General features: G+C 62.4%; 23 protein-coding genes. 10 read left to right on the top strand and 13 right to left on the bottom strand.

What is annotated here, in order from left to right; genetic code table 11:
* Positions 1–151 precede the first annotated feature (151 nt).
* Positions 152–601, top strand: a complete 450-nt coding sequence (locus FJV83_RS05185) for a nucleoside deaminase (RefSeq protein ID WP_095770541.1) — start codon at positions 152–154, stop codon at positions 599–601.
* A gap of 38 nt (positions 602–639) precedes the next feature.
* Here the strand turns inward: FJV83_RS05185 and FJV83_RS05180 are convergent, their stop codons facing one another.
* The 5 genes from FJV83_RS05180 to FJV83_RS05160 form a co-directional block, all read right to left on the bottom strand.
* Positions 640–1,317 (bottom strand): hypothetical protein, encoded by a 678-nt coding sequence (locus FJV83_RS05180; RefSeq protein ID WP_095770542.1) that lies wholly within the window; start codon positions 1,315–1,317, stop codon positions 640–642.
* Positions 1,318–1,562: 245 nt separating this feature from the next.
* Positions 1,563–4,544, bottom strand: coding sequence for an isoleucine--tRNA ligase (ileS, locus tag FJV83_RS05175; RefSeq protein ID WP_142884814.1), 2,982 nt, complete (start codon positions 4,542–4,544; stop codon positions 1,563–1,565).
* A gap of 288 nt (positions 4,545–4,832) precedes the next feature.
* A complete protein-coding gene (locus FJV83_RS05170; RefSeq protein ID WP_142884815.1) occupies positions 4,833–5,645 on the bottom strand; it encodes a MipA/OmpV family protein in 813 nt (270 codons plus the stop codon).
* Positions 5,646–5,775: 130 nt separating this feature from the next.
* Positions 5,776–5,988 (bottom strand): hypothetical protein, encoded by a 213-nt coding sequence (locus FJV83_RS05165; RefSeq protein ID WP_142884816.1) that lies wholly within the window; start codon positions 5,986–5,988, stop codon positions 5,776–5,778.
* Positions 5,989–6,011: 23 nt separating this feature from the next.
* Positions 6,012–7,562: an acid phosphatase gene (locus tag FJV83_RS05160; RefSeq protein WP_246691801.1), complete on the bottom strand. Its 1,551-nt coding sequence runs from the start codon at positions 7,560–7,562 to the stop codon at positions 6,012–6,014.
* A gap of 142 nt (positions 7,563–7,704) precedes the next feature.
* On the opposite strand from FJV83_RS05160, the gene FJV83_RS05155 reads away from it, so the two are divergent.
* Both FJV83_RS05155 and FJV83_RS05150 read left to right on the top strand, forming a co-directional pair.
* A complete protein-coding gene (locus FJV83_RS05155) occupies positions 7,705–8,259 on the top strand; it encodes an HdeD family acid-resistance protein (RefSeq protein ID WP_142876432.1) in 555 nt (184 codons plus the stop codon).
* Positions 8,260–8,278: 19 nt separating this feature from the next.
* On the top strand, positions 8,279–8,653 hold the full coding sequence (locus tag FJV83_RS05150) for a hypothetical protein (RefSeq protein WP_142884818.1): 375 nt from the start codon (positions 8,279–8,281) through the stop codon (positions 8,651–8,653).
* Between the two features lie 89 nt (positions 8,654–8,742).
* Here FJV83_RS05150 and FJV83_RS05145 read toward each other — a convergent pair whose 3' ends face one another.
* Positions 8,743–9,723 (bottom strand): bifunctional riboflavin kinase/FAD synthetase, encoded by a 981-nt coding sequence (locus tag FJV83_RS05145; protein ID WP_142876433.1) that lies wholly within the window; start codon positions 9,721–9,723, stop codon positions 8,743–8,745.
* Between the two features lie 6 nt (positions 9,724–9,729).
* Positions 9,730–10,590 (bottom strand): TIGR01459 family HAD-type hydrolase, encoded by an 861-nt coding sequence (locus tag FJV83_RS05140; RefSeq protein WP_142884819.1) that lies wholly within the window; start codon positions 10,588–10,590, stop codon positions 9,730–9,732.
* Between the two features lie 296 nt (positions 10,591–10,886).
* Here FJV83_RS05140 and FJV83_RS05135 point away from each other — a divergent pair, with 296 nt between their 5' ends.
* From FJV83_RS05135 to FJV83_RS05125, 3 genes are all read left to right on the top strand, one after another.
* The gene (locus FJV83_RS05135; RefSeq protein WP_142884820.1) at positions 10,887–12,806 is read left to right on the top strand and encodes a TadE/TadG family type IV pilus assembly protein; all 1,920 of its coding nucleotides are present in this window, start codon (positions 10,887–10,889) and stop codon (positions 12,804–12,806) included.
* A 188-nt stretch (positions 12,807–12,994) separates the two neighbouring features.
* Complete coding sequence (locus tag FJV83_RS05130) at positions 12,995–14,980, top strand: TadE/TadG family type IV pilus assembly protein (RefSeq protein ID WP_185973288.1); 1,986 nt, start codon at positions 12,995–12,997, stop codon at positions 14,978–14,980.
* Positions 14,981–15,188: 208 nt separating this feature from the next.
* Positions 15,189–15,821 carry a LysE family translocator gene (locus FJV83_RS05125; RefSeq protein WP_032929773.1) on the top strand — a complete coding sequence of 211 codons (633 nt, stop codon included), beginning with the start codon at positions 15,189–15,191 and terminating at the stop codon, positions 15,819–15,821.
* A gap of 23 nt (positions 15,822–15,844) precedes the next feature.
* On the opposite strand, the gene FJV83_RS05120 is transcribed toward FJV83_RS05125, so the two are convergent.
* The 3 genes from FJV83_RS05120 to FJV83_RS05110 all read right to left on the bottom strand — a co-directional run bounded on the left by FJV83_RS05120 (position 15,845) and on the right by FJV83_RS05110 (position 18,191).
* A complete protein-coding gene (locus FJV83_RS05120) occupies positions 15,845–16,708 on the bottom strand; it encodes a dienelactone hydrolase family protein (RefSeq protein WP_246691800.1) in 864 nt (287 codons plus the stop codon).
* A gap of 87 nt (positions 16,709–16,795) precedes the next feature.
* Entirely contained in the window at positions 16,796–17,620 is an 825-nt protein-coding gene (locus FJV83_RS05115; protein WP_095770552.1) for a DUF2189 domain-containing protein, read from the bottom strand.
* A 172-nt stretch (positions 17,621–17,792) separates the two neighbouring features.
* Positions 17,793–18,191 (bottom strand): VOC family protein, encoded by a 399-nt coding sequence (locus FJV83_RS05110; RefSeq protein WP_095770553.1) that lies wholly within the window; start codon positions 18,189–18,191, stop codon positions 17,793–17,795.
* 243 nt (positions 18,192–18,434) lie between these two features.
* On the opposite strand from FJV83_RS05110, the gene FJV83_RS05105 reads away from it, so the two are divergent.
* Positions 18,435–19,658, top strand: a complete 1,224-nt coding sequence (locus FJV83_RS05105; RefSeq protein ID WP_095770554.1) for a TadE/TadG family type IV pilus assembly protein — start codon at positions 18,435–18,437, stop codon at positions 19,656–19,658.
* Between the two features lie 78 nt (positions 19,659–19,736).
* On the top strand, positions 19,737–20,252 hold the full coding sequence (locus tag FJV83_RS05100) for a CAP domain-containing protein (RefSeq protein ID WP_095770555.1): 516 nt from the start codon (positions 19,737–19,739) through the stop codon (positions 20,250–20,252).
* A 94-nt stretch (positions 20,253–20,346) separates the two neighbouring features.
* On the opposite strand, the gene FJV83_RS05095 is transcribed toward FJV83_RS05100, so the two are convergent.
* From FJV83_RS05095 to FJV83_RS05085, 3 genes are all read right to left on the bottom strand, one after another.
* Positions 20,347–21,879: a DHA2 family efflux MFS transporter permease subunit gene (locus tag FJV83_RS05095; protein WP_095770556.1), complete on the bottom strand. Its 1,533-nt coding sequence runs from the start codon at positions 21,877–21,879 to the stop codon at positions 20,347–20,349.
* A gap of 310 nt (positions 21,880–22,189) precedes the next feature.
* The gene (locus FJV83_RS05090; protein WP_095770557.1) at positions 22,190–23,368 is read right to left on the bottom strand and encodes an HlyD family secretion protein; all 1,179 of its coding nucleotides are present in this window, start codon (positions 23,366–23,368) and stop codon (positions 22,190–22,192) included.
* Positions 23,365–23,838, bottom strand: coding sequence for a MarR family transcriptional regulator (locus tag FJV83_RS05085; protein ID WP_095770558.1), 474 nt, complete (start codon positions 23,836–23,838; stop codon positions 23,365–23,367). Before FJV83_RS05085 ends, FJV83_RS05090 begins: the two co-directional genes overlap by 4 nt.
* 219 nt (positions 23,839–24,057) lie before the next feature.
* Here FJV83_RS05085 and FJV83_RS05080 point away from each other — a divergent pair, with 219 nt between their 5' ends.
* Both FJV83_RS05080 and FJV83_RS05075 read left to right on the top strand, forming a co-directional pair.
* Positions 24,058–24,666, top strand: coding sequence for a CDP-alcohol phosphatidyltransferase family protein (locus FJV83_RS05080; RefSeq protein WP_095770559.1), 609 nt, complete (start codon positions 24,058–24,060; stop codon positions 24,664–24,666).
* Positions 24,667–24,706: 40 nt separating this feature from the next.
* A complete protein-coding gene (locus FJV83_RS05075) occupies positions 24,707–26,488 on the top strand; it encodes a bifunctional alpha/beta hydrolase/class I SAM-dependent methyltransferase (protein WP_179296340.1) in 1,782 nt (593 codons plus the stop codon).
* Positions 26,489–26,495: the final 7 nt, after the last annotated feature.

Here is a 26,495-nt window from a genome sequence, read left to right as displayed (position 1 = left end):
CGTGGCGCATCCTTTCGGGCGCGCAACGAACGCTGTAGCACTTTGATTTGGCGCATGATCTTTTCCGAAAATCGAGTCCGATTTTCGGGTTGATGCGCTCCATAACAGGATCACGCCTGAGTGGCGAGGAGATAATCGGAATGGAAACCGCGTGAAGCGGCCGGATTTCATGGCGGTGGCGCTCAAGGAGGCCGAGGCGGCAGCCTTGCGTGGCGAAGTGCCGGTCGGCGCCGTCATCGCCAACGGCGGCACGGTCGTTGCGAAAGCCGGCAACCGCACCCGCGAGCTTGCCGACCCGACGGCGCATGCCGAGATGCTTGTCATTCGCGAAGCCTGCGGGAAACTCTCAAGCGAGCGGCTGACCGGCCACGATCTCTATGTGACGCTGGAACCTTGCGCCATGTGCGCCGGCGCCATCTCCTTCGCCAGGCTACGCCGTGTCTACTTCGGCGCCGCCGACGAAAAGGGCGGCGCGGTGGTCAATGGAGTACGCTTCTTCGCCTCGCCGACCTGCCACCACACGCCCGACATCTATCCGGGCATGGGCGAGACGGAGGCTGCGCTGCTGCTGAAGGATTTTTTCAAGGAACGTCGCGACTGAACCGCGATGTGCCGCCCGAAAGGGCAGCGCGGGCGTTCTTACAGGGACGGCAACCAGTCGAACCAGCCGGACTTCTTGCCTTCCGCCTCCTTCTTCAGGCGGCGTTCCTTCTTGTATTCGTCCTCGCCGAGTTCGTTCTGCGGCGCCGTGCCGGCCGCGACGCGATAGGCCAATGGCGGCTCGCTCAGATATCTGCGGGTGTTGGGGTCGCCCTGCTTGCTCGCGGCAAGACGACGCTGGATCTCGGCGGCGCGGCCCTTGTCGGAATCAGCGGGTGTCCAGGCCGGCGGGTGGCTGGAGCCTGAATCCGCCATCGCCTTCTTGACCGAGGCCGGATCGGTCTGCACGTCGTCGACGACCTCAGCCTGATAGCCCGGATCATTTTGATGGGCGGTGGCGTCGGCGCGCAGGCGCGCGCGGCGCTGTTCAGGCGATTCGGGCCATTCGGCGCTTGCCGTCTGGATGCTTTCCTGCGGTGCGGGCAGCGCTTCCTTCTGTCCGGGAGCGGGCTTCACCAAGGTGGGGCGCGGCTTGTAGTCGATCGGATCCTTGCGCTTCGGCGCGAAGGAAACGGCGCCCGAGAGATCGCCGGCCAGCTGTTCGGCAGCGGTCTTGTCGGTGCCATAGGTCGGAGAGCCCATGCAGCCGGATAGAGCGAGGCCCGATGCGACAAGCGGCGCCAGCAGCGCAAGGCGCGCCTTATATCTCTCGGTCATGCCAAAAAGTCCCACTCTAGACAGCCTCTCGATCTCCACCGGTCCTGTGACCGGTCCCCATCGTCCAAGCACTTGCGACGGAAATCCGGCGACAATTTGTCTTCCGGAGTTTCGCGTGTTTACCTCAACCGCTCTTTAAGGGCAACGCACGGGCGGATTTGCACCGCCCGGCGTGGCATTTGTGCACTGTTGATCGGGTGCACGTCGTTTCCCAGAACCGCGGCACGCTCTTCGGCGACGTCGACCTAAACCCGACCGAGCGCCTTCAGCTCATGCAGAACGGCGGCATCTCGTGCGGAGACATCGGGAAATGCGGGATCCTGCCCGACATCGGCCGTGTAACGCCAGGAACGCGCGCATTTGGTGAGGCCGCGGTCCTCGGCTTTCTCGACCACTACGGCGACGCCCTTGACATCGTCGAGGGTGAAGGCGCCTTCAGGCGCCTGGCCATGGGCAATGACGAGGTCGCTGGTGATCGCCATCTCGGCCATGTCGACGTCCGATATCGCCGCTTCGAGCGCTGCGTCGTTGATGGTGACGACCGGCACCGCTTCCAGCGAGGAGCCGATCACCTTCTGGGCACGCGCGATCTCGAGCGCGCCGGTGACGACGCGGCGCACCTGCCGCACCTTGCGCCACTTTTCCGCCACCGCTTCGTTCTTCCAATCCGCCGAGATTTCCGGGAACTGGTCGAGATGCAGCGAAACGGCATCGGGATGACGGTCGAGCCAGGCCTCTTCCATGGTGAAGGGCAGCATCGGCGCCAGCCATTTCACCAGGCAGTCGAAAAGATGGCGCACCACCTGCACCGAGGCCTTGCGCTTCACGCTCGACGGTGCGTCGCAGTAGAGCGCGTCCTTGCGGATGTCGAAATAGAAGGCCGACAGCTCGACCACCATGAAATCGACGAGCGCGCGGGTGATGCGCTTGAACTCGAAGGCGTCGTAGCCCTGGCGCACCACCTCGTCGAGCTCGGCCAGCCGATGCAGCATCAGCCGTTCCAGCTCCGGCATCGCTTCCAGCGGTACGGTCTCGCCATCGTCATGGGCGAGCGTGCCCAGCATCCAGCGGATGGTGTTGCGCAGCTTGCGGTAGGCGTCGATATTGGTCTGCAGCACGTTCTTGCCGAGCCGCTGGTCTTCCCAATAATCCGTCGTCACCACCCAAAGGCGCAGGATATCGGCACCGGATTGCTTGATGACGTCCTGCGGCACCACTGTGTTGCCGAGCGATTTCGACATCTTGCGTCCGTCCTCGTCCATGGTGAAGCCATGGGTGACGACGGTGTCGTAAGGCGCCCTGCCCCTGGTGCCGCAGCTTTCGAGCAGCGAGGAGTGGAACCAGCCGCGATGCTGGTCGGACCCTTCGAGATAGACGTCGGCCGGCCATTTCAGGTCTGGGCGATCCTCCAGCGTAAAGACATGCGTCGAGCCCGAATCGAACCAGACGTCGAGGATGTCCATCACCTGCTTCCATTTGGACGCATCGTGGTTGCCGAGGAAGCGTTCCTTGGCGCCGGCGGCGAACCAGGCGTCGGCGCCCTCTTCCTCGAAGGCGTCCATGATGCGCTGGTTGACCGCCGCGTCCTTCAGCACGTTGCCGTCCTCATCGGCGAAAACGGCGATCGGCACGCCCCAGGCGCGCTGACGCGACAACACCCAGTCGGGGCGCTCCTCGATCATGGCGCGGATGCGGTTCTGGCCGGCAGCCGGCACAAAGCGCGTGTCGTCGATGGCCTTCAGGGCGCGGCTGCGCAGTGTCGTCCCGTCGCCGAGGTCCTTGTCCATGTAGACGAACCATTGCGGCGTGTTGCGGAAGATCACCGGCTTCTTCGACCGCCAGGAATGCGGGTAGCTGTGCTTCAGGCGGCCGCGCGCGAAGAGCGCGTTGCGCTTGATCAGCTCGTCGATGACAGCCTGGTTGGCGTTGCCCTTCTTGCCATTGTCGTCAATGACACGCGCAGCTCCACCCTCGCGATCCGGGCCGAAGCCTGGCGCGTCCCTGGTGAAGAAGCCGGCATCGTCGACCGTGAAGGGGATCACCGTGTCGATGCCACGTGCCCGCAGCTGCGGCGCGGCGTCCATCCAGGCGTCAAAATCCTCGCGGCCATGGCCAGGCGCGGTGTGGACGAAGCCGGTGCCGGCATCGTCGGTCACATGATCGCCCGCAACCATCGGCACGGGGAACTCGTAACCGCCACCGAGACCCTTGAATGGGTGTGAAAGCACTAGGTTTCCAAGTTGTTCGGTGCTGACGCCGTGAAGGCGCTTCAAGGTGACCTTTGCCTTGGCCTGGCTTTCCTCGGCCAGCGCGTCGGCGAAGATCAGCTTCTCACCCGGCTGCGGGCCAAAGGCATTCTCAGCCGCCGTCACTTCATAGAGCCCGTAGGCGACGCGCGGCGAATAGCTGACGGCGCGGTTGCCCGGGATGGTCCACGGCGTCGTCGTCCAGATGACGACATGGGCGTGCAGCAAATCCAGCGACCGCCCGCTCAGGTCCGGATTGAGTTCCGCCGGCTGCCCGTCCACGATATTGGCGACGACAAGATTGGCCACCGGAAACTTCGCCCAGATCGTGTCTGACTCATAATCCTGGTACTCGATTTCGGCCTCGGCCAATGCGGTGCGCTCGACGACGCTCCACATCACCGGCTTCGAGCCGCGATAGAGCTGACCCGACATGGCGAATTTCAGCAATTCGCCGGCGATGCGCGACTCGGCATGGAAAGCCATCGTCGTATAGGGATTCTTGAAGTCGCCGATGACGCCAAGCCGCTGGAACTCACCGCCCTGCACCGTGATCCAGTGCGCCGCGAACTCACGGCATTCCTTGCGGAACTCGTTGACCGGCACCTCGTCCTTGTTCTTGCCCTTGGCGCGATACTGCTCCTCGATCTTCCACTCGATCGGCAGGCCGTGGCAGTCCCAGCCAGGCACATAGTTCGAATCGTAGCCGCGCATCTGGAACGAGCGGGTGATGACGTCCTTGAGGATCTTGTTCAGCGCATGGCCGATATGGATATTGCCGTTGGCGTAGGGCGGACCGTCATGCAGCACATATTTCGTACGGCCGGCGGCACTCTCGCGCAGCTTGGCGTAGAGGTCCATGTCCTGCCAGCGCTTGACCAGCACCGGCTCCTTCTCGGGCAAGCCGGCGCGCATCGGGAAATCCGTCTGCGGCAAATAAAGCGTCTTGGAATAGTCGATCGTTTCAACAGTGTCGGTCATTGATCTGCCATCTGCGTAGCCCGTCGGCACAAAGCCCGGGCGTTGAGGTCTTTGATTGGCGCATATCGTTTTCCCAAAACCGGATCCCACCTTTGGGCGATATGCGTCGATGTTCTGAAAAAAGCGCGAGGGCGCGCGCGAAACTCCCGGCGGTTCCGGCGGCGCTCAGGCCACCCGGAACACCGGGCCAGTAATTCGTATCGCGATCGCGAAAAGGCGCGAAAAGCTCATCATGGCGTGGCTTTTAGCGGAGATGGACGCAGGAATAAAGCGTCTCGTTCAATTCGCCTACATCTTGAAGTCGAAGCGATAGGTGGTCGACACACCGACCATGAACTGGTTGCGGTCGCCGCGCTCCCTGACCAGGCTGGAATCGGCTGCCGGCCCCTCCAGGCGCGAATATTCGCCGAACAGGCTGGCGGTCATCGGATCGGTCACCTTCCAGGTCACCGCGCCGCCGAGGCCGACGGATTTCAGTCCGCCACCGGGATTGTACTGGCTCAGGCCGGAGGCCACCGCCTCCTGCGCATTGACGCCATAGTAGGCGTCGAAATAGTTCGCCGAAGCAAAGGACACGCGCGGGCCGCCCGAAATCCTGACGGTTGGCGTCACATCGTAGAAAGCGTCGGCGGCGATATCGGCGACAAAGCCGTTATGGGCACGGATGCCGTGGCGCAATTCGGCGCGCGCGCGCATCCAGTCCGTCGGATAGAATTCGAAGAAGCCGCCGACTTCGCCGCCCCAGCGCACCGGATCGAGACCCTTGAGCTCGTCGGCATCGCTGTCATCGCGCGAGAACAGGAACTTGCCGGTCAGGCCGGCGCGAACGCCGCCATCATCGACCAGCGCCAGCGAAATATTGTCGTTGCGCGAGGTGAAGCGAGCCTGGGGACCGGCCTTGCCCAGGGAGATGATGGGCTGGGCGCTGAGCATGTATTTCTTGCCGCCCTCGAAATTCGGCGCGACCATGCCCGTGGCGCCAACCGTCAGGTACCAGTCGCCGGACAGCCAGCCGAAAGGGCCGTCGCCGGCCTCGGCCGCGGAAGCGCCCAGCAAGGAGGAGGCGGTCAGAAGCAGCGGAATCGCCCGGACAATACGCATCGATACCCCATACGCGAAACATGCCGGAACAAACACCCGGCATCGCTCAAGCCATGGCGCCAGTTCGGTAAAATTTGACTTAACATCGGTAACAGTTGAGTCGGCCAACTTAGTGTCCGGCCGCGCCGGATCAGCCGCGGCGCGGCGCGGTCGGCAGGTCCAGCAGCCCTCTCACGGCCTTGCTGCCCTTGCCGGCAATGCGCGCCGATCCGTCGTCACCCACCTCCACCGTTGCACCGTTGGCAAAGCTTAGCGACCAGCCGTCGCCCTTGGCGTTACGGCGGCGGTCGGTAAGCTCGATGCCGGCAGCGGTGACAAGGGCGACGATCCCGTCAGCGTTCATCGTTTTCCTACGGACACGGGCCTTCAATTGAGGTCGAGCCCGGCGGTAAGATCGCCGAGCTGCGGTTCGCCATGCCCGGCGACGGCCCGGTCGCGAACCACGATGCCGTGCAGCACCGGCAGTTCGAAGCGCTCGGTGATGAAGCGCAGGATCGAAGTCGTGTCATAGGGCGTCTGATCGACATAGCCGTGCTTGGCGAAGGGCGAAACGATGATGGCGGGGACGCGTGTGCCCGGCCCCCAGCGGTCGCCCTTGGGCGGAGGGACGTGATCCCAGATGCCGCCATTCTCGTCATAGGTGATGACGACCAGCATATGCGGCCATTGCGGGCTTTTCTCCAGATGGGCGACGACGTCGGCGATATGGCGATCTCCAGCCTCGATGTCGGCATAGCCGGAATGCTCGTTGAGATTGCCCTGCGGCTTGTAGAAGGAGACCTGTGGCAGGACGCCGTCGTCGATCGCCTGGATGAAGCTAACGCCGGCCAGCCCACCGTCGCGCAAATGTTCGCGCCTGGCTTCGGTGCCCGGCGCGTAATTGGCATAATAATTGAACGGTTGGTGGTGATACTGGAAATTGGGAACCGGCGAGTTGTTGCCGTGGTCGAGCGTGTACTGCCAGGCGCCCGAATACCATGCCCAGGTGATGTGCTTGAGGCTAAGCATGTCGCCGATGGTCGGCTCCGTCTGGGGCGGCAGCGTGGTGGGCTTGGCCGGATCCGCGAGGAGCGGATCGCCGCCAGGCGTCGGATCGTTGCCGCTTGGTTGGTAAGGCGGCTGCATCGTGTTCACCGCGTGGAAGTCCGGCGTCAGATTGCCATCGGAGACAAATTTCGGAATGCCGTCGCGCGCCGATTTCGGCGAATTGTCGGCGATCTTCAGGGCTGTGCCGCTCTCATCCGTCACCGAAATCGACGGTTTGGCCGGGCTCTTGTCGGCATCGGCGTAGTAGGGCGCGCAAGCGCAGATCAGCCATTGGTGGTTGAAAAACGAGCCGCCGAACCCACCCATGAAGAAATGATCGGCCAGCACGTATTTCTGCGCGATCGCCCACATGTCGGTCTTGGAAGCGTCCCAGTTGCTCATCGGCATGGCGCCTGAATCGGCCCAGGCAACGAACATGTCGTTCTTGCCGCCGTTGATCTGCATCTGGTTCTGGTAGTAGCGATGCCAGAGATCGTGCGTTGTGACGCTGAGCGGCACGTTGAAACCCTTCGCGTCGTTCACGGTGAACGGCGCGTTTGGAAGGTGCTCGGTCATCGCCTGCGTCACCGGCGGCGTGACGCCCTTGGCGGTCAGCCCGTCCCACACCGGCGGCAGTTCGGACAGCACCGAGCCGTCACGGTCGCGCTGCTGCAAGCTTTCCTGGCTGGCTTTGTCGATGCCTTCGGCACCGGGAAAATGGCCATAGAGATTGTCGAAGGCGCGGTTCTCGGCGAAGATGACGACCACCGTTTCTATCTTGGTGATGCCATCCGGCGGATCGCCGGGCTGCGCTGCGAATGCGGAAGCCGCATTCGCAGCGAACAGGGCGAGAGTTGAGGAAAATAGGGCGAGCCCATGGGATCGCTTCATTGTCACACCTCCCTGAGGCAAAGCGGGATGACACCAGCTTCGCCGCGCGTTTGCAATAGCCACCGCGCTGGACGGGTAGTGCCATTGGGATTACCTTCCTTCAACCGCAGGATGCGCGGCCAGATGTGGAGGGAGGTGGATCATGACCTTGCACGGCGATACTCTGAAGAACGCGATCGGCCAGACGCGGGAAAAATGGGGATGGTTTGTCGGCCTGGGCGTGGTGCTGCTGATCCTCGGCGGCATTGCTTTCGGCAATCTGTTCATCGCCACCGTGGCTTCCGTCTATGTCGTCGGCTGGCTGATGCTGGTGGCCGGCATCATCGAGATCATGCATGCTTTCGGGGTCAAGACCTGGAGCCGCTTCTTTTACTGGCTGCTCAGCGGGCTGCTTTACGCGGTCGCCGGATTTTTCGCCTTCGACAATCCGCTGCTGGCCTCGGCGGTGCTGACCTTCCTGCTGGCCGTCGCGCTCGTCGCCTCCGGCGCGCTGCGGGCCTGGGTCGGCTACAGCCACCGTCCGGAACAGGGCTGGGGCTGGATCGTCGCGGCAGGCCTCATCAGCGTGCTTGCCGGCCTGATCATCGCCATGGGTTGGCCGGTCAACAGCCTGTGGGTGCTCGGATTGTTCCTGGCGATCGACCTGATCTTCCAGGGCTGGACCTTCATCGCGGTCGGCCTGGCGCTGAAAAAATAGAGCGGAAATTGAGGTAATAATGTCGTCTCCGCGTGATGAGATACAGTCTTTGATCCATGGACGGTGGGATGCGAAGAGATTTAAGGAGATTCTTTCGAGAACGCTAGCAATTGGATCTAGAAAAGACATTGTTAAAAATTATATAGAGACTGATCTGCGTCAAACGGAACCATCGAAATATCTTGAAATGGTTATATCCAACCCAAGAGTTGGTCAGATTATACCAGCAAGACAGCTATTCGATGTTGATGTAATTAATGAGAATGCGGCTGACGAAGTAATTTCCTGTATATTTGGCCACCCTAAATTGACAAGATTGGTCAGCGTTGCTTTTTTTATAAAAGAAAATAAGTTGGTGCAAATATCCGTCCGGAACAAAGGAGAAACGCTTTGAGCGATGTAATCGGACCAATCGGAACAACAAACCCAATTACCGGAACCGTTTGTCCGAGAAAACCGGTATCCGCTTTTCGGGATCATGCCTTAGAACGCAATGGCCGCGTCGAGCTGTGACAGCGGCTTGACGCCGGCGAGCAGCGCCCGGGCCTCGGCTTCATCGCGCTTCATCTGCACCACCAATGCATCGAGGCCGTCGAATTTGATCTCGCTGCGCAGGAAGCCGAAGAATGAGACCTCGCAGGTCTCGCCGTAGAGATCGCCGGAAAAATCGAAGACGAAGGTTTCCAGAAGCGGTGCGCCATTGTCGTCGACGGTCGGGCGGCGGCCGAAGCTGGCGACGCCGTCATGCAGCGTGCCGTCGGCGCGGCGGAAGCGGACGGCATAAATCCCTTCCTTCAGGGTCGCTTCCGGTGAAAGCCTCATATTGGCGGTGGGAAAGCCCAGTGTGCGGCCGAGTTGCTGCCCGCCGATCACTTCGGCCTCGACCGTGAAGCGATAGCCGAGCAGACCGGCGGCCTCGACTACCTCGCCATCGCAGAGCAGAGCCCGGATCCGGCTCGACGAAACCACCTCGGCGCCCTCGTCGCGAAACGCGTCGACGAGCGTGACGCCAAAGCCATGGCGTTCGCCGGCTGCCATCAGATAGGCCGGTCCGCCCTGGCGGTCCTTGCCGAAATGGAAATCGAAACCAGTCACGGCGTGGGTGATGCCGAGCGTCCTCTCCAGCACGTCAGTGACGAAAGCTTCCGCCGACAGCGAAGCGAAGTCGCGCGTGAACGGCTGCTCGACGAGCGCGGCAAAACCCAGCAAGGACAAGAGCCGCGCCTTCATCGGCGGCGGCGTCAGCACGAACAGCGGCATGTCGGGCCTGAACACCTTTCGCGGGTGCGGTTCGAAGCTGAGCACCAAGGCCGGCACGTCACGCCGCAGAGCCTCGGCCAACGCCCGTTCGAGTACCGCTTGATGACCACGGTGGACGCCATCGAAATTGCCGATCGCGACAACGCCGCCACGCAGATCGGCGGGCAGCGGCGCGGTCGCGGTGAGATGCTGGAAGCCTACCATCGCCACCTACTGCAGTCTGACCATGACGGCCACCGGACGATAGCCGTGCCGCTCCAGAAAGAGCCCGAGCTTGGCCGGATCCGGCCGGGATGCATTGCCATAGTCGCGGGCATGGATGCCGCCGGAGACATAGAGAACGTCGAAACCATTGTCGGCCGCGCCCTTCACATCGGTCATCATCCCGTCGCCGATGGCCAATACCCGAGAACGCTCGACCGGCCGGCCAAGCACCTCGGCCACCTCCTTCATCGCTAGGTCGTAGATCGGCGCATAGGGCTTTCCCGCAATCAGCGTACGGCCGCCGAGCTGGGCATAGTCGCGCGCCAGCGCGCCGGCGCACCAGATGATGCGTTCGCCGCGCTCCACCATGATATCGGGATTGGCGCAGATGAATGGCAGGTTCCTGGCACGCAATCGCCGCAGAAGGTCGATATAATCCTGAGGCTTCTCGACCTCGTCATCGAACAGCCCGGTGCATACGACGCCGGTGGCCTCGAATTCCTCGACGAGGTCGACATCGAGGCCGTCATAGAGGGTCAGATCGCGGTCGGCGCCGATATGGAAGATCTTGCGTGGGCCTTCCGCGATCAGGTCGCGGGTCACGTCGCCCGAGGTCACCACACGGTCGTAAGCTGACGGCGGAACGCCGATCACACTCATCTGGGCCACGACATCGGCGCTGCGGCGGGGCGAATTGGTGATGAGAACAACGGGAATGCCGGCTGCCCTTGCCCTGGCCAGCGCCACCGCGGCCGCCGGGAAATGCCATTCGCCATTGTGCACCACGCCCCAGACATCGCAAAGAATTGCCGGATAGGCTTTTGAGACGTCTTCGAGCGAGCCGACGATGTCAGGCGAATCCGCCATGCCGTTTCCTTCAATATGAGCGTTGCGAGTGCCGCGGCCGACGGTTCGCCGCAGCGGTTTCGAATTATCCGAACCGATCCATGCTGTCACCAGCTTTCACCTGGAGATCGACGCGAAGGCGCTCCTATGCGCGCAAACGGCGCTATCTGTTGGCGCCCGAGCCACCACTGGACAGCGTTTGGTTAACGCGCGTTGAAAGGGCGGCTCGACCTTGCAGGTATTACGGCAACGTGAAATTTAACGATTTATGACACGATCCCCACCGATTATCGATTTGGCGGGGGAATTTTGAAGCAATGATCCGGAGATTCGGAAGCGATCGGCGTGGCAATTACGCGCTCATGACCGTCGTCGCCATGGTACCGCTCATGGGTGGCCTGGCAATCGGCGTCGACTATACGGAAATGACGCGGCAGCGACAAACCACCTTGAACGCGCTGGACGCTGCCGGCGTCGCCACTGCCCAGCAGATCGTTGCCGGCGCCAGCGATGCCGATGCCAAGGCCTACGCCAAGAATTTCTTCGAAGCCAATCTCGCACATGTCGATCCGGCCAACACCATGCTGGCCGTGACGCTGCCCAACAATAATACCGGCGGCGGCACCTTGAAGCTCTGTAGCACCTTGACCTACAAGCCCTACTTCCTGCCAACGGCAAAAATGCTGATAGGCGGAAGCGCCGCCAACAGCGACATCAGCTTCGATGCCTGCTCGGAAGTCCGCCTGAAGAATACGCTGGAAGTATCGCTGGTGCTCGACAATTCCGGCTCGATGACGGAACTCGGCCACGGGTCCAACAAGGTGCGGTTCGACCTCCTCAAGAGTGCCGCGAAGCAGCTGGTCGACCAGTTGGCCGGCCAGGCGCAGATGATGAAGCAGGTTACCAAACCGGTCCAGTTCAGCCTGGTTCCCTTCGCCGGCTCGGTCAATGTCGGCTCGGGCAATGCCTCGGCGGCATGGATGGACACGACCGGCATCTCGCCGATCCATCATGAGAATTTCGACTGGACGACCATGAGCTCTTCCTATTCGTCCACCAAATATGCCCAGAACATCGCCGGCGTCTGGTATGCGAAAGGCAATGGTTGGGACGCAACCCAGAAAGACCTGCCGTTGACACGGTTTTCGCTCTACAAGCAGATGAAACGGGTTTCGGCGTGCAGTTCGAAGAACTGGGACGGCAGTTGCGCTTCGAACGCGACATATACCTATGACACCGTCGCCATCTGGGGCGGTTGCGTCGAGTCCCGTCCCTACCCCTACAATATCCAGGATACGCCAGCTTCGACCGGAACGCCCGCAACCCTGTTCGTGCCGATGTTCGCACCTGATGAAACCGACCTCACCGACACCAGCAGCCGTCCCGCCAACAACAATTGGCGTACCGACACCACGCCCGGCAACAGCACCAGCGCGGAACGTCAGCGCTACATGCCGAAATATTTCGCCTCTCCGGGCAACACGGTTACGCCGGCCTATGGCATGGATGCCGGCCCCAATACGAGCTGCAGCACCACGGCGATCACGCCGCTGACCGATGTTTCCACGACAGCCGGCGCGACGTCGGTGAAGGCGGCTGTGGACGCCATGGCCGCCGACGGCGCCACCAATGTGCCGGAAGGCATGGCCTGGGGCTGGCGAACCCTTTCCAGCACCGCTCCCTTCACCGATGGGCGGCCCGAGACGGAACGAGGCAACGACAAGGTTCTGATCGTCCTAACCGATGGTGCGAACACCTATTACACACCAACTTCGGTGACGGCCCAGACCTACTCAGGAACCAATTGGGCCTATGGCGGCAACGACCTGGCGGGCAGCAAAGCGATCTATTCGTCGCTCGGCTATATCTTGCCTTTCAGCAGCGGTTACACATATGGCCGGCTGTTCCTCGGTACCAGCAGCAGCATAAGCAAGACAGACTATTCCAATTCGAACTACAGCAAGGCGATGAACGAGCATTTCACCACGCTTTGCAACAACGCAAAGACGGCTGGCGTCATGGTCATGACGATCGCGCTCGACCTGGATTCTACCAATACGGCGGAAAAAACACAGATGGATGCGCTGAAGGCCTGTTCGTCGGATTCCCGCTTCAGCAAGGATCCGACCGATCCGAGCAAGCCGATGAAACTGTTCTGGAATTCGACCGGAGCGACACTCTCCGACGATTTCAAGGCGATCGGCAACGAACTGTCCAACCTGCGCATCGTCAGCTGATCGCCAGGCCGCGAACGCCCTCCCCGATGGGCGTTCGCCTTAGATCGGATCGGGGCCGCAGGCCTGCATTGGTTAGCGGTTGGTGAAGCGCCGACCAAGCAATAGAGCGGTTTCCCAAATCCGTCCTTCAGCGTTTTGTGAAAAGCTGGCGTCAATCGAGAATCCGCAGGCGGGGGCCGCTGCAAGTCATGCATGAACTTTGGCGTCAGTTCCGCCGCGACAGGCGCGGCAACTATGCTCTTATGACTGTTGTGGCGATGGTGCCGCTGATGGGTGGCCTGGCGATCGCGGTCGACTTCACGGAAATGAACCGCGAAAAGCAGATGGTGACGAATGCGCTCGACGCCGCCAACTTCGCCACGGCGCGCCGGCTGACGGAAGGCGCGACCGACGACCAGCTGAGAGCCTATGCGCTCGACTTCTTCAATGCCAATCTGAACGATATCGATCCGGCCAGCGCGACGCTCAACGTCACCTTGCCCAGCAACACCAGCGGCGGCGGTCTGCTCACGATGACGGCGCAGCTTTCCTACAAGCCCTATTTCTATCCTGCCTTCGCCCAGCTCGTCGGAAAATCGGCAACCGATGCGAACCAGAAGATCAACTTCAGCGTCACCTCTCAGGTCAGGCTGAAGAACACGCTGGAAGTTGCCCTGGTGCTCGACAATTCCGGATCAATGACCACGCTCGGCACGGGCTCGGGGCAAAAGCGCATCGACCTTCTCAAGACCGCATCCAAACAGCTGGTCGATACGCTGGCCCAACAGGCGGTCATGATCAAGCAGGTCGACAAGCCGGTGCAGTTCGGCCTCGTGCCCTTTGCCGCTTCGGTCAATGTCGGCCCCGCCAATGGCAACGCCTCGTGGATGGACACGGAGGGCCTGTCGCCGGTGTCGAACGAGAATTTCGACTGGTCGACCCTGAACGCGGCCAACAAATATGCCCAGCAGACCAACGGCATCTGGTACAAACGCGGCACCGGCTGGGGCAGCGAGGAAGGGCAGATGCTGACCCGGTTTTCACTCTACCGGGACATGAAGGTCGTCACCAACCACGAGCGTGTCGTCAACAGCAAGCGGGTGGTTTGCGACGAGTACAATTCGAACAACACCTGCAAACGCAGCCACGACGAATATGACTACATCGATTCCTACGGTCCGTTCGCCAGCTGGCAAGGCTGCGTTGAGGCCAGGCCCTATCCCTACAATGTCAACGACGCTTCGCCGTCCGGCGGCTCGGCCAACACAGGCATAGGCGTAGGCGATCCGGCAACGATGTTCGTGCCGATGTTCGCTCCGGACGAACCCGGCAACCACTGGAAACTCACGCAGGATCCCGACGAGGCCGCCCCGGTGACCTACGGCTCAGTGAACAGCTGGTGGAACGACGATCCTACGAGCAGCACCGGTCAAGCGCGGCTGCGAAACATGGCCAAATATTTCCAGCCGCGGCCGATCGATGCGCCGGCGCTGCCCGCCGGCAACGGCCCGAACTACAGCTGCACCACCAATCCGATCACACCACTGACCGATGTGAGCGTCGCCGATGGGGCCACCGCGATCAAGGCGGCTATCGACCTGATGCAGCCGAATGGCGGCACCAATGTTCCCGAGGGCATGGCGTGGGGCTGGCGGGTGGTCTCAAGCGGCGAACCGTTCACGCAAGGGCGCCAGGAAACGGAAAAAGGCAATGACAAGGTGGTGATCGTGCTGACCGACGGCGCCAACACCTACTACACGCCGTCCTCGCTTGGCTATTCGGACCCCGCCGACTCGAAATCGACCTATGCGTCCTACGGCTATCTCAACCCCGGCTACAACGGCACCTCGGTCGGCCGCATGTTCATGGGCACGTCGGGCGCCATCGGTCAGTTCGACTATTCGAACGGCAACTACACCAATGCGCTCAACGAGCAGATGGCAACGCTTTGCAACAACGCCAAGGCGGCCAACATCATGGTGATGACGGTAGCGCTCGACCTGTCGACGACCAAGGCCAGCGACAAGCTGGCGATCGATGCGCTGAAATCCTGCTCGTCGGACTCGCGCTTCCGCAAGGACCCGACGGATCCGAGCAAACCGGCGAAGCTGTTCTGGAATGCGACCGGCGCCAGCCTGTCGAACGACTTCAAGGAAATCGGCAACGAACTGTCGAACCTGCGGGTGGTCGGCTAAGGCGCGCCGCGCCGAAACGGCGCGCTTTGGGTCCTTCTTCATGCATGTCGTTGTCCCGAAACCGGAGGCACTTGAAACGACATGCAGCAACCGCTTCTCTGGCGTAACGCCTGATGCCGGCAAGCCCTTGCGGGCGCCTGCCGTGACAGGCAGATATTGGCTGCTCGCGGGATGCCACATCGATCGCGGGCGTGCTTGGGGACGAACAATGCCGGATACCGCCAACCATATCGCCTTCGCGCTGGTCTGCCTCGGCATGGTGCTGACGCCAGGCCCGAACATGATCTACCTGATCTCGCGCTCGCTGTCGCAAGGGCCGAAGGCTGGACTGATCTCGCTTGGCGGGGTCGCGGTCGGTTTCCTGTTCTATGTGCTGTCGGCGGCGTTCGGCATCACCGCGCTGCTGCTCGCCGTGCCCTATGCCTACGACGCGCTGCGCTTTGCCGGCGTGCTCTATCTCCTGTGGCTTGCCTGGCAAGCGGTGAAGCCGGGCGGACGTTCCCCGTTCCAGGTGCGCGATCTGCCGAAAGACCGGCCGCGCAAGCTGTTCGCCATGGGGCTGATGACCAATCTGCTCAACCCCAAGGTGGCCGTTCTCTATCTGTCGCTGCTGCCGCAATTCATCAGCATCGGCAAAGGCCATGTGCTGTCGCAGCTATTGGTTCTGGGCGCGACGCAGATCTCAATCAGCCTGACCGTCAATGCCATCATCGCGGTGACGGCCGGTTCGATCGCCACCTTCCTTGCCGGACGGCCATTGTGGCTGGTCATCCAGCGTTGGATGATGGGAGGTGTGCTGACGGCGCTGGCGTTGAAGATGGCGACCGACGCACAGCGCTGATATCCAGGCGCCGGGCCTCGTTCCTAGCCGCTGAAGGCTTTTTTCAAAAAAGCACGAACGTCGTTTATGGATCGATCGGCCGCGGCCGCGTTGTACTCCACCCGATGGCCGTAGGCCTCGGTTCCGACCTTGAACTCCGGGGCATCAAATGCATGGCGAGCCCCCTCGTAGACGTTCAGAAGGACCGGGCTTCCCTTGCCGTTGCGCCGAGCCATCATCTCTCGGCACTTCTCGGCGGGGCTGAAATCGTCAAGCTCACCGGCCAGAATCAAGGTCGGGACCGCCATGTCGCCATTTGCTACGGAACAATTTGGATAGTAGGCAATCGCCGCCTTGAATTTGCGTTCCGCCAGCCGCTCGGCGCCACCAAGTTGCACGGCCTCGAGCGTTGCTATCCCGCCAGCGGAGAATCCCAGCAAGGCTATACGCCGCGGATCGACAAAACTGTATTTCGACAGGAACTCCTCGGCCCCGTAGGCATCGTAGACACGATCAGCAAGCACGCCGCGATCACACGTCTCGTGAATGCCGCGCGTGCTGAAACTGTCGACAACGAGTACGACGTAACCCCAGGAGGACAGTCGGTCAGGCCAGGTTTGCCTGTCATTCGAGAGCACACCCGCGCAGCCGTGGAGAAGTACTATCGCAGGAAACGGTCCATTACCCTGAGGTTGCGTCAAATACCCCCTAAGCGGCGTGCCGGGAACAGCTTCCAGGACCTTGCCGCTTGCCTGGGCATTGCGCACCTGAAAAGGCGTTGGCGTTATCGCGGCACTTTCAAATTGCACCATCTGGCTGGCATCCGCATGCGCGGCGTTGTGCCCTGCGATGCCGAGGCAGGCCAGCCAAACGATTCTTTTCACGAGCCCCAGCATCTTGCGTGCCATCGGCAGACTCCGGCCATTGGGTGCCAGCGACGCCCTTGGCCGACGTTACAGACTGGGTGTCCGCCTGGTTGCCGGAGATATGGTTCCCTACATCGGCCGGCGGATCGGCCGGATCTGCGCCGGCTCGACCACTTTGCGGTAGAGGTGCCAGGTGGCATGGCCCAGGATCGGCATGACCACGGCCAGACCAGCAAACAGCGGGATGGAGCCGATCACCAGAAGCACGGCAACCAGCAGGCCCCACAGCGCCATCTGCAACGGGTTTGCCATCACCGCCCGGGCCGACGTTTCGATTGCCGAGACGGCACCGACATCACGGTCGAGCAGCAACGGGAAGGCGATCACCGTCGTGGCCAGCACCACCACTGCAAAGACAAAACCGGCCGCATTGCCAAGCAAGATCAGGGTCCAGCCCTTGCCCGTCGTCAGCACGTCGCGGACAAAGGCGCCGATCGAGGCCGGCGGCTGGTCGCCGAACAGGCCGGTGTAGATCGATTGCGCGGTGTACAGCCACAACAGGAACAGCGCAAACAGCATGACGCCGATGACCGCGATCGACGGCAATGCCGGCGAACGGCGCACATCCAGCGCATGGCGCCAATTCGTGTTCATGCCGAGTTCGCGCCGGCGGCTGATTTCGTAGAGCCCGATCGCGGCGAAGGGCCCGACCAGGGCAAAGCCCGACATCAAGGGATAGACCAGCTGAATGGCGTTGGAACCCGAGCTCCACTGGGTAAGGATCAGGCCGACGATCGGGTAGATCAAACACAGGAACACGTAGTGGGACGGTTTTGCCCAGAAATCCCCGGCGCCGAGCCTGAGCGCGTCCCAGAGATCCGCCGTGGTGATGCGGCGCACCGCGGGCTGCACATGCATCCCGTGGGCGTCCGCCATGACATGAAAGCCGGCCATAACCATCCTCCCGTGTGTCGGGGGCGGTCACCGCCGTGATGGCCGCCCGCAGCTGCCACTAGTAGATGTGGCAGCATAGCCGATTTGCCAGGGGTTGTCGCCGAATCGATGATCTTGGTCGGGCCCTCACGGGATTGTCATCGCCTGCCGGCAAAAGCCGGCCGCGCGGAACCTACTGCCGCGCGTTGAAGACCGCCTCGATATGATGGCCGTCCGGGTCGACGACGAAGGCGGCATAATAATGCGGACCATAGTCAGGCCGCAGGCCCGGGGCGCCGTTGTCACGGCCGCCAAGAGCAAGTGCCGCCGCATGAAATTGCGCGATGCTTTGACGATCCGGGGCGGCGAAGGCCAGATGAAAACCCGGACCAGGCGGGCGCTGCCCTTTCGGGCGAAGTTTTATCGCCAGCTTGTCGCCGCCGCCAGGAATCCCGTAGCCCACCGCCTGGTCGGGCTCGCCGGGCCTCAAATCATCCCAGACCCTGACATAGCCGAGTGGCGTCAGCACGGCGTCGTAGAAGGCCGCCGAGCGCTCGATGTTGGAGACGCCGAAAGAGACGTGGTGCAGCATGTCCTGGAAAATCCTTGTCCTTGGCTGCTGTCGACCGCTTCGTTTGTGCCGGCAGCCAGTGCTCAATTCACGGAACGTGTTCAACCAGACGGCCGAACATCCGGAAATCATGGTGCCCTTGAGGGCCACGTTTGGCGAGCCGCCTCGCCTCATTTTAGAACCCATGCATTTTAGTAATTGCTTAAATTACTCTTAGATATCCCGAGCGTATCACCTGGGCATTGCAAACCTTGGCGGCGGACGATGTTCACATTGAGAGGCTTCTGGCTTTCGAAGCGCGGCAACTTTGCCATGGCGACAGCCATAGCGATGCTGCCGATAATGGTTGTGGTGGCCGGCGCGATCGATCTGACAGGCACGAGTGACGACGCCGCGCAATTGCAAAACTCGCTGGACGCGGCTGGACTTGCCGTCGGCACGAAGTACCTGCCCAGCATGGCCGCGAGTGATGTCGAGGCACTTGGGTCGACATTCTTTGCGGCCAATTTGAGCCTCGCCGACCAGCAGGAATACGCAGACAGCGTCTCGGCTTTTTCGGCAACCGCCAGCGGCGATCCGAGCGCCTATTACATCTCGCTTTCATCCAGCATCAACCGTCCGAGCTTCATCAATGGCGCGGCCCCGTGGCCAGCTCACCGCTCGGCCACGGTCAAGATGAATCCCGGTGCGCAGGCCTGCGTTCTGGCGCTCGATCCACATGCGTCGGCCGCGGTAAGCCTACAGGGCTCGACCGATGTCTCCATGAGCAGTTGCGTCATCGCGGCAAACTCGGATGCGTCCGATGCTGTCAGCAGGGGCGGTTCCGCGCAGATTTCGGCGGGCTGCGTCTCGACCGTCGGCGGCACTTACGGGCTTTCGCCGCCCAGCGCCAATCTCACCTGCGGAGCCCCGCTCGAACATCAATATGCATCTTTCGATCCTCTGGCGGACGTTGTTCCTCCCCCTTACACATTGTGCCTGCCGGTCCCGAACGGCAGAACCTATACGCTGTCGCCTGGAACCTATTGCGACAAGACGTTGTCGGGAAACATCACGCTCAATCCGGGCGTCTACATCTTCCGAGGCGTCACCCTAAAACCCGGCGGCAATGGCAGCCTGACCGGTCAGGGCGTGACCTTATTCCTCGTGGAGGGCTCACAGATCATCATAAATGCCAATGAACAGGTGAACCTGTCCCCGCCCACCAGCGGTCCCTACGCCGGCATCACCATTTTCGAGAACAGCGGCAACACCTCGGCCCTGACGCTGAATGGCGGTGCAAATTCCGCGATCAGCGGGTTCGTCTATGCGCCGGACGCGGCGATATCCTTTGTCGGCAACTCGGATATGAGCGGTCAGGGCGATTGTCTGAGGCTTGTTGGCTCCACCGTGCAGATGACCGGAAACTCATCCATCAAAACCGACTGCACCGCCGTGTTTGGAAATCGCGAGATGTATGCCAGCCGCCTCATCACGCTTGTGAAATGAGAGGCCAACCTGCATTTCCATCTCGGATTTTACGGCCCTGCCCGGCAAAAGCCATGATCGCCATTATGTCAGGTGGGCATGATAGTCGCGAAAACTGCAAACTCCCCAATCCCGCATCCGAACTGGCGCACGTTGCTCAAGGTCGCCGGCCTTGCAGCCATTGCCGCGCTTTCCGCCTGCAGCACCGTCTCTGTACCGACGGGCGAAGGTGCCGGCGTCTCTTCCTCCGCCACGGCTACTCTGTCGGGCTTGCGCGCCTCAGCCGGGCTCGGCCCGCTGACGCCGGACGCCCAGCTCGAACAGGCGGCGCTGCAGCAGGCCGGCTATATGGCGTCGCGCGAGCGCATGAGCCACACCACGGGCTGGGGCAAGGATTTCGCATCGCGGATGAAGGACAATGGCGTGCGGGGCGCTGCGGCCGAGAACATCGCCGAAGGCCGCTTCGACCAGCAAAAACTGTTCGACATCTGGATGCATTCGCAGGGCCACCGGCGCAACATGCTCGATCAGGATTTCAGCCGCTTCGGGCTCGCCTATGTCCGCGACGGACGTGATCCCAACCTGCGCTATTGGTCGCTGGTGCTCGGCAGGTAGCGTCTTGCCAAGGCCGCTTCGGCTATTTCGCCAGCACCAACCGGCACGCCAATCCCAGTCCATCTAGACGGCAGGCGGACCGCCCGCCCACGGCTCAGTCCATATGCGCTGCAGGCGCGCCGCCGGCCGGACCAGCCTTTGGCTTGCGCAGCAGGAAGACGAACGGGATGGCGGCCAGCGTCATCACCATCAGTATTTTGAAGTCATTGACGTAGGAGATCATCATCGCCTGGAGATTGACCATGCGATCGACCTCCGACAGTGCCATCAGATCGCCGCCCGCGGCGGCCGGCGAGACGGCCCAGAGATTGGGATTGAACGGACTGATGAAGGCCGAAAGCTCGGCGTGGTTGATTTGCGTGTTGCGCACCAAGAGCACCGTCACGACCGAGACGCCGATCGACGAGCCGAGATTGCGCACCAGGCTGAAGAGCGCGGTTGCGTCGGTGCGGTAGCGCGCGTCGAGCGTGGCGAAGGCGACCGTCGACAGCGGCACGAACACCATTCCCATGCCCAGGCCCTGGATCACGCCGGAGCTGATGATAAGCCAGTTATCCATCTGCGGGGTGAAGCTCGCCATGGTGTAGAGCGACTGCGCGGTCAGCAGAAAACCGATGACGACGAGAATCCTGGCGTCGATCTTTCCCATGATGCGCCCGACGACGAGCATCGAGATCATCGTGCCGATACCGCGCGGACCGATGACGATGCCGATGGTGATGGTCGGATAGCCGAAGATGGTCGACAGCATCGGTGGCAGCAGCGACATCGAGGCCAGGATGAGCACACCCATGACGAAGATGAACGCCAGCCCGGTCACGAAATTCTGGTCGAGGAAAATCTTCGGATCGATGAAAGGATGCTCCGCGGTCATCGTGTGAATGATGAACACCCAGAAGCCGGTGATGGCCAAGCCGAGTTCGATCCATATCTCGACCGAGGAAAACCAGTCGACCTCGCCGCCGCGATCCAGCATCAGCTGCAGCGCGCCGACGCCGAGCGATATCATGGCAAAGCCGAAGAAGTCGAAGCTGCGCACCCGCCGGGCAATGGCCGGTAGATAGGCCGCCATGCCAAGGAAGGCGACGATGCCGACCGGCAGGTTGATGAAGAACACCCAGCGCCAGTTGAAATTCTCGGTCAGCCAGCCGCCCAGAGTCGGGCCCAGGATCGGCCCCAGCATGATGCCGGCGCCCCAGATCGCCATTGCCTGGCCGTGGCGCTCCTTGGGATTGATGTCGAGCAGGAATGTCTGCGACAGCGGTACGATGGCGGCGCCGAACACGCCTTGCATCAGCCGGAACAGCACAATGGTCTCAAGGCTCCAAGCCAGGCCGCACAGCATGGAGAAGATGGTGAAGCCGACCACCGCCGTCAGGAACAATTCCTTGCGGCCGAAGCGGTCGGCCAGCCAGCCGGTGACCGGCGTCATGATGGCTGCGGCGACGATATAGGAGGTCAGCACCCAGTTGATGTTGTCCGGGGAGGCGCCGAGGTCGCCCGTCATGGTCGGCAGCGCGACATTGGCGATGGTGGTGTCGAGCGCCTGCATGATCGTCGCCAGCATGAGCGCAACCGTGATCAGGCCGCGATGCGGCACTTCTCGAAATGGCTCTGGCGTGCTCATGATGCGGAACTTCCAGCAGGTAACAAAACCGTGTACACAGGGGTTTCCGGGCGGCAAAAGCCTTCCGTTGAGAGACCTTCATCGCGGTGGGACGCGATTATCGATGTGGGGGTTACATCGACCGAAAGTCTCTGATGAGCGGATGCCTGCCGCCCGGAAACACGAGGACCGAAGGGTCCGTGTCGAAGAATTCAGATTTCAGCCAGGCCGCGACGCGGCTTGAACCGAACGCTGATCCTTCTCACTCCTCCCCTCAGACCAATCCTTGGCTGTCCGCTTCACCTGCCTGGCGCCGTGGACTTCCGCCGACTTACTGCACGACCTCGCCAGCCGTGGCGTGGCCGAATATGGCGGGAAAGCCGCGGGCAACGCCGGTATCGACGGTGACCGAGGCGCTCATGCCGGTCCGCAGCGCCATCTTGGCGTCGGGATCGGTCAGTTCCAGTCGCACCGGGATGCGTTGCGTGACCTTGACCCAGTTGCCGGTGGCGTTCTGGGCTGGCAGCAGCGAGAATTCTGCCCCCGTTCCCGCACCGATCGCCTTGACCGTCGCCTCGAACGTCTTGCCCGGATAGGTATCGACGACGATCTCAGCCTTCTGGCCCGGCTTCATGTTGGTGAGCTGGGTTTCCTTGAAATTGGCATCGATCCAGGTGTCGTTGGTCTCGACCAGCGAAAACAGCGGCGTGCCGGAGCCGACGAACTGGCCGACCTTGAAGGACGAGGCCTGGGAGATGACGCCATCGGCGGGCGCCTTCACCGTGGTCCGCGCCAGGTCGTAGGCGGCCTTGTCGCGCGCGGCGAGCGCGGCCATCACGGTCGGATGCTTGTCGGTTTCGATATCGGGGTTGCCGCCGAGCGCGGCCTTGGCGCTGATGATGCCCTGCTGGGCGACGGCGACCTGCTGCTTTGCCTTGTCGAGGTCGTTGCGGGCCTCGTCCAGAGACGATTTGGCGTTGATGCCCTTCTGCGCGAGATCGGCGGCGCGGTCATACTGCGACTGGGCGTAGTCGACCTCGCTGCCGGCGGACTTCTCCTGTGCCATCGACTGGCTGTAGGCGGCGCGCAGCTGCTCGACATTGAGCCGCGCGGCGGCAACCGCGGCGTCGGCCTGGGCAAGCGCGATCCGGTAAGGCTCGGGATCGATGGTGAACAGAAGGTCGCCCTGCTTGACCATCTGATGGTCTGATATGGCAACCTGGACGATGCGGCCGGCCGTGTCCGAGGCGATCGACACCTTGGCCTGCTGCAGATTGGCGTTCTCCGTCCCCTGATAGCGGCCGCCGGTCACCCAGACATAACCACCACCGATGACCAGCGCCGCCGGCAAGACAAGCATCAGGAGGAAGCGGCCCATGCGGCGCTTCTTCTTCGGCGCCGGAACCGACTCCGCGGGCGGAGCTACCGCGACGGGAGCGGCGGCCGGCTGGGCCGGGGCTTCCATCTCGACCTTGGCGGCGTTTTCGTCGACTTTGGCTACCGCGTTCATGCTGCTGCGCCTTTCGTAGGCTCGATTTTTTCCGAGGTATCGCCGTCGGCGAGGTTCTGCGCCATCGCATCGAGCGCCCTGATCAGGACACGACGGTCCTCCGGCGAAACGCCTACGAGCGATTCCTCATAGACCTCGCCGGCCAGGCTCTTGACCTCGGCATAGGCGGCGCTCGCCTTGGCCGTCGGAAAGATCATGCGTACGCGGCGGTCGGCGGCGTCGGCGCGGCGCTCGATCCAGCCGCCCTCCTCCATCCGGTCGACGAGGCGCGAGACGCTGATCGGCTCGATTTCGAGCAACTCCGCGAGCCGGGCCTGGGTAACGCCCTCTTCCTTGGCGACGCGCACCATCAGGCGCCATTGCGCCGACGACAGGCCGAGGCCGCTGGCACGCGTCTCGAAACGCTTGCGCATCAGGCGCTGCACGTCGTGGATCAAAAATCCCAATCTGTCGATGCCGTCGGAAACCATGAGCGGTATATATAATAAGCGTGCTTACTATTCAAGCGCCACGTCGTTCAAAAGCCGGCAAATATGCATGCCCACCGTGAGCGTCGACGATTGGTCGACGCCTCAGCAACCGATGCGCGGCAGCCGGGCAGCGAGAGTCGCTGTTTTGGGCGCTGCAGCCGCTGGTCGCACATGACATATTGATGTACAGCCGCAGGTCAGGATCGGGGGATCGACGCCATGCCGACGCTTTACGCGCTCAAGCCGGCTTTCCAGGGAAGACTGCGGCCGTTGGTCAACCAGCTGGCGGCGAACGGCGTCACCGCAAACAGCATCACCATCCTGGCGGCCCTGATGTCGATCGTGGCTGGAGCGGCCATCGCGACCCTGCACGAATGGCGCTGGCTGCTGCTACTCATTCCCGTGGTGCTGTTCGTGCGCATGGCGCTCAATGCGGTGGATGGCATGCTGGCACGCGAACATGGCCAGGCTTCGACGCTCGGCATGTATCTGAACGAGATTTGCGATGTCGTTTCGGACCTGGCACTCACCTTGCCTTTCGCGGCCTTTGCGCAGTTCAGCGCATGGGGCGTCATCGCCTTTGCCATCGCCGCGGTGCTGGCCGAGTTCGCCGGCGTGCTCGGCATCGCCGCCGGGATCGGACGCAACTATGCCGGTCCGTTCGGCAAGAGCGACAGGGCGCTGGCGCTGGGCGTGGTGGCGGTCCTGTGCGCTGCCGGGCTGTGGCCGGTATCCATCGCGCCTTTTGTGTTTCCGGCCATGGCAACGCTTTCGCTGCTGACCGCCATAAACCGGATACGCGCCGGTCTTATTGGCAGCGCCAGCTGAGCACCGGGGGCTCGCAATGCCGCCAGAGGGGAAGACGATGATGCACGGACCAATTGCAGCGGTTGCGGAGAGCCCTGGGCGGCAGGCACAAGAGCGTGTCTTCCACAGCCATGACGGAACGGAAATCTTCTACCGGTTCTGGCCGGCGGCCTCCGCCGACGCCAAGGGCGCGGTGGTGCTCTTCCATCGCGGCCATGAACATGGCGGCCGCATGGCCCATCTCGTCGACGAACTGCAGATGCCGGATCATGCCTTCTATGCCTGGGATGCCCGCGGCAATGGCCGTTCGTCCGGCGAACGCGGCTATGCTCCGTCCTTCTCGGCGCTGGTGCGCGACATCGACTGCTTCATGCGCGAGATCGCCGCCAGGGATGGCTTCGCCACGCAGGACATCGCGCTGATCGCGCAGTCCTTCGGCGCCGTGCTTGCCGCCGCCTGGGTGCACGACTATGCGCCGAAACTGCGCGCCATGGTGCTGGCCTCGCCGGCCTTTTCGGTCAAGCTCTACGTGCCCTTCGCCAAGGAGGGCATCGCGCTCTGGCAAAAGCTCAAGGGCCGTTTTTTCGTCAACTCCTACGTCAAGGCGAAATTCCTGACCCACGATCCCGTGCGCATCGCCTCCTTCGAGAGCGATCCACTGATCACGCGGCCGATCGCCTCCAACATCCTGGTCGAACTCTACCAGCATGCCGCCCGCATCGTTTCGGACGCCCGCGCCATCACCGTGCCGACGCAACTTCTGCTTTCGGGAAGTGACTGGGTGGTGCGCCACGCCCCGCAGCACGAATTCTTCGTCAATCTCGGCAGCCGGACCAAGGAGCGCCACGTGCTGCCGGGTTTCTTCCACGACACGCTGGGGGAGCGCGACCGGGCGCAGGCCCTCGACCTGATCCGGCCGTTCCTGGCCAGGCAGTTCACGGCGCGCGATGCACCGGTTGACCTGAAGCAGGCTGACATCGCCGGCTACACGCGCGACGAGGCCGACAAGCTTGCATCGCCACTGGATCTGTTGTCGCCCAGGGGCTTCTATTGGGCATTCAGCCGCGCCTCCATCCGCATGGGCGCCTGGGTCTCGTCGGGCATGAAGGCCGGCGTCACCACCGGCTTCGATTCCGGCTCAACGCTGGACTATGTCTACGAGAACAACGCGCGAGGGCTGACGCCGCTTGGCCGCTTCGTGGACCGCATCTTCCTGGAGGCCATCGGCTGGCGCGGCATCCGTCAGCGCAAGCTGCATCTGGAAGAACTGATCGGCACCGCGCTGTCGACACTCAAGGCCGCCGGCCGCGCCGCCCACATTCTCGACATCGCCGCCGGCCACGGCCGCTATGTTCTCGATGCGATCGTGAAGAGCCCCGACCAGCCGGCAAGCGTGCGCCTGCAGGATTATTCCGACCTAAATGTCGGGCTTGGCCGCAAGCTGATCGCCGAGCGGCAATTGCCGGCCAGCATCTCGTTCCAGCGCGCCGACGCTTTCGATGCCGACATGCTCGCCGCTATCGATCCGGCGCCGGACCTCGCCATCGTTTCGGGCCTTTACGAACTGTTCTCCGACAATGCCATGATCGCGCGCTCGCTTGGCGGACTGGCCCGCGCCATGCAGCGGGGCAGCCTGCTCATCTACACCAACCAGCCCTGGCATCCGCAGCTCGAGATGATCGCGCGCAGCCTGACGTCCCATCGCGGCGGACAGGCATGGGTCATGCGCCGGCGCACGCAAGGCGAAATGGACCAGCTCGTCGAAGCCGCCGGTTTCGAGAAGCTCGACCAGCGCATCGACCAATGGGGCATCTTCACCGTCTCGGTCGCACGGCGCCTGTAGGACCAGC

This window comes from Mesorhizobium sp. WSM4307 (genome assembly GCF_007003945.1).
GTDB lineage: Bacteria > Pseudomonadota > Alphaproteobacteria > Rhizobiales > Rhizobiaceae > Mesorhizobium.
This window is presented reverse-complemented; position numbering and strand designations above follow the sequence as displayed.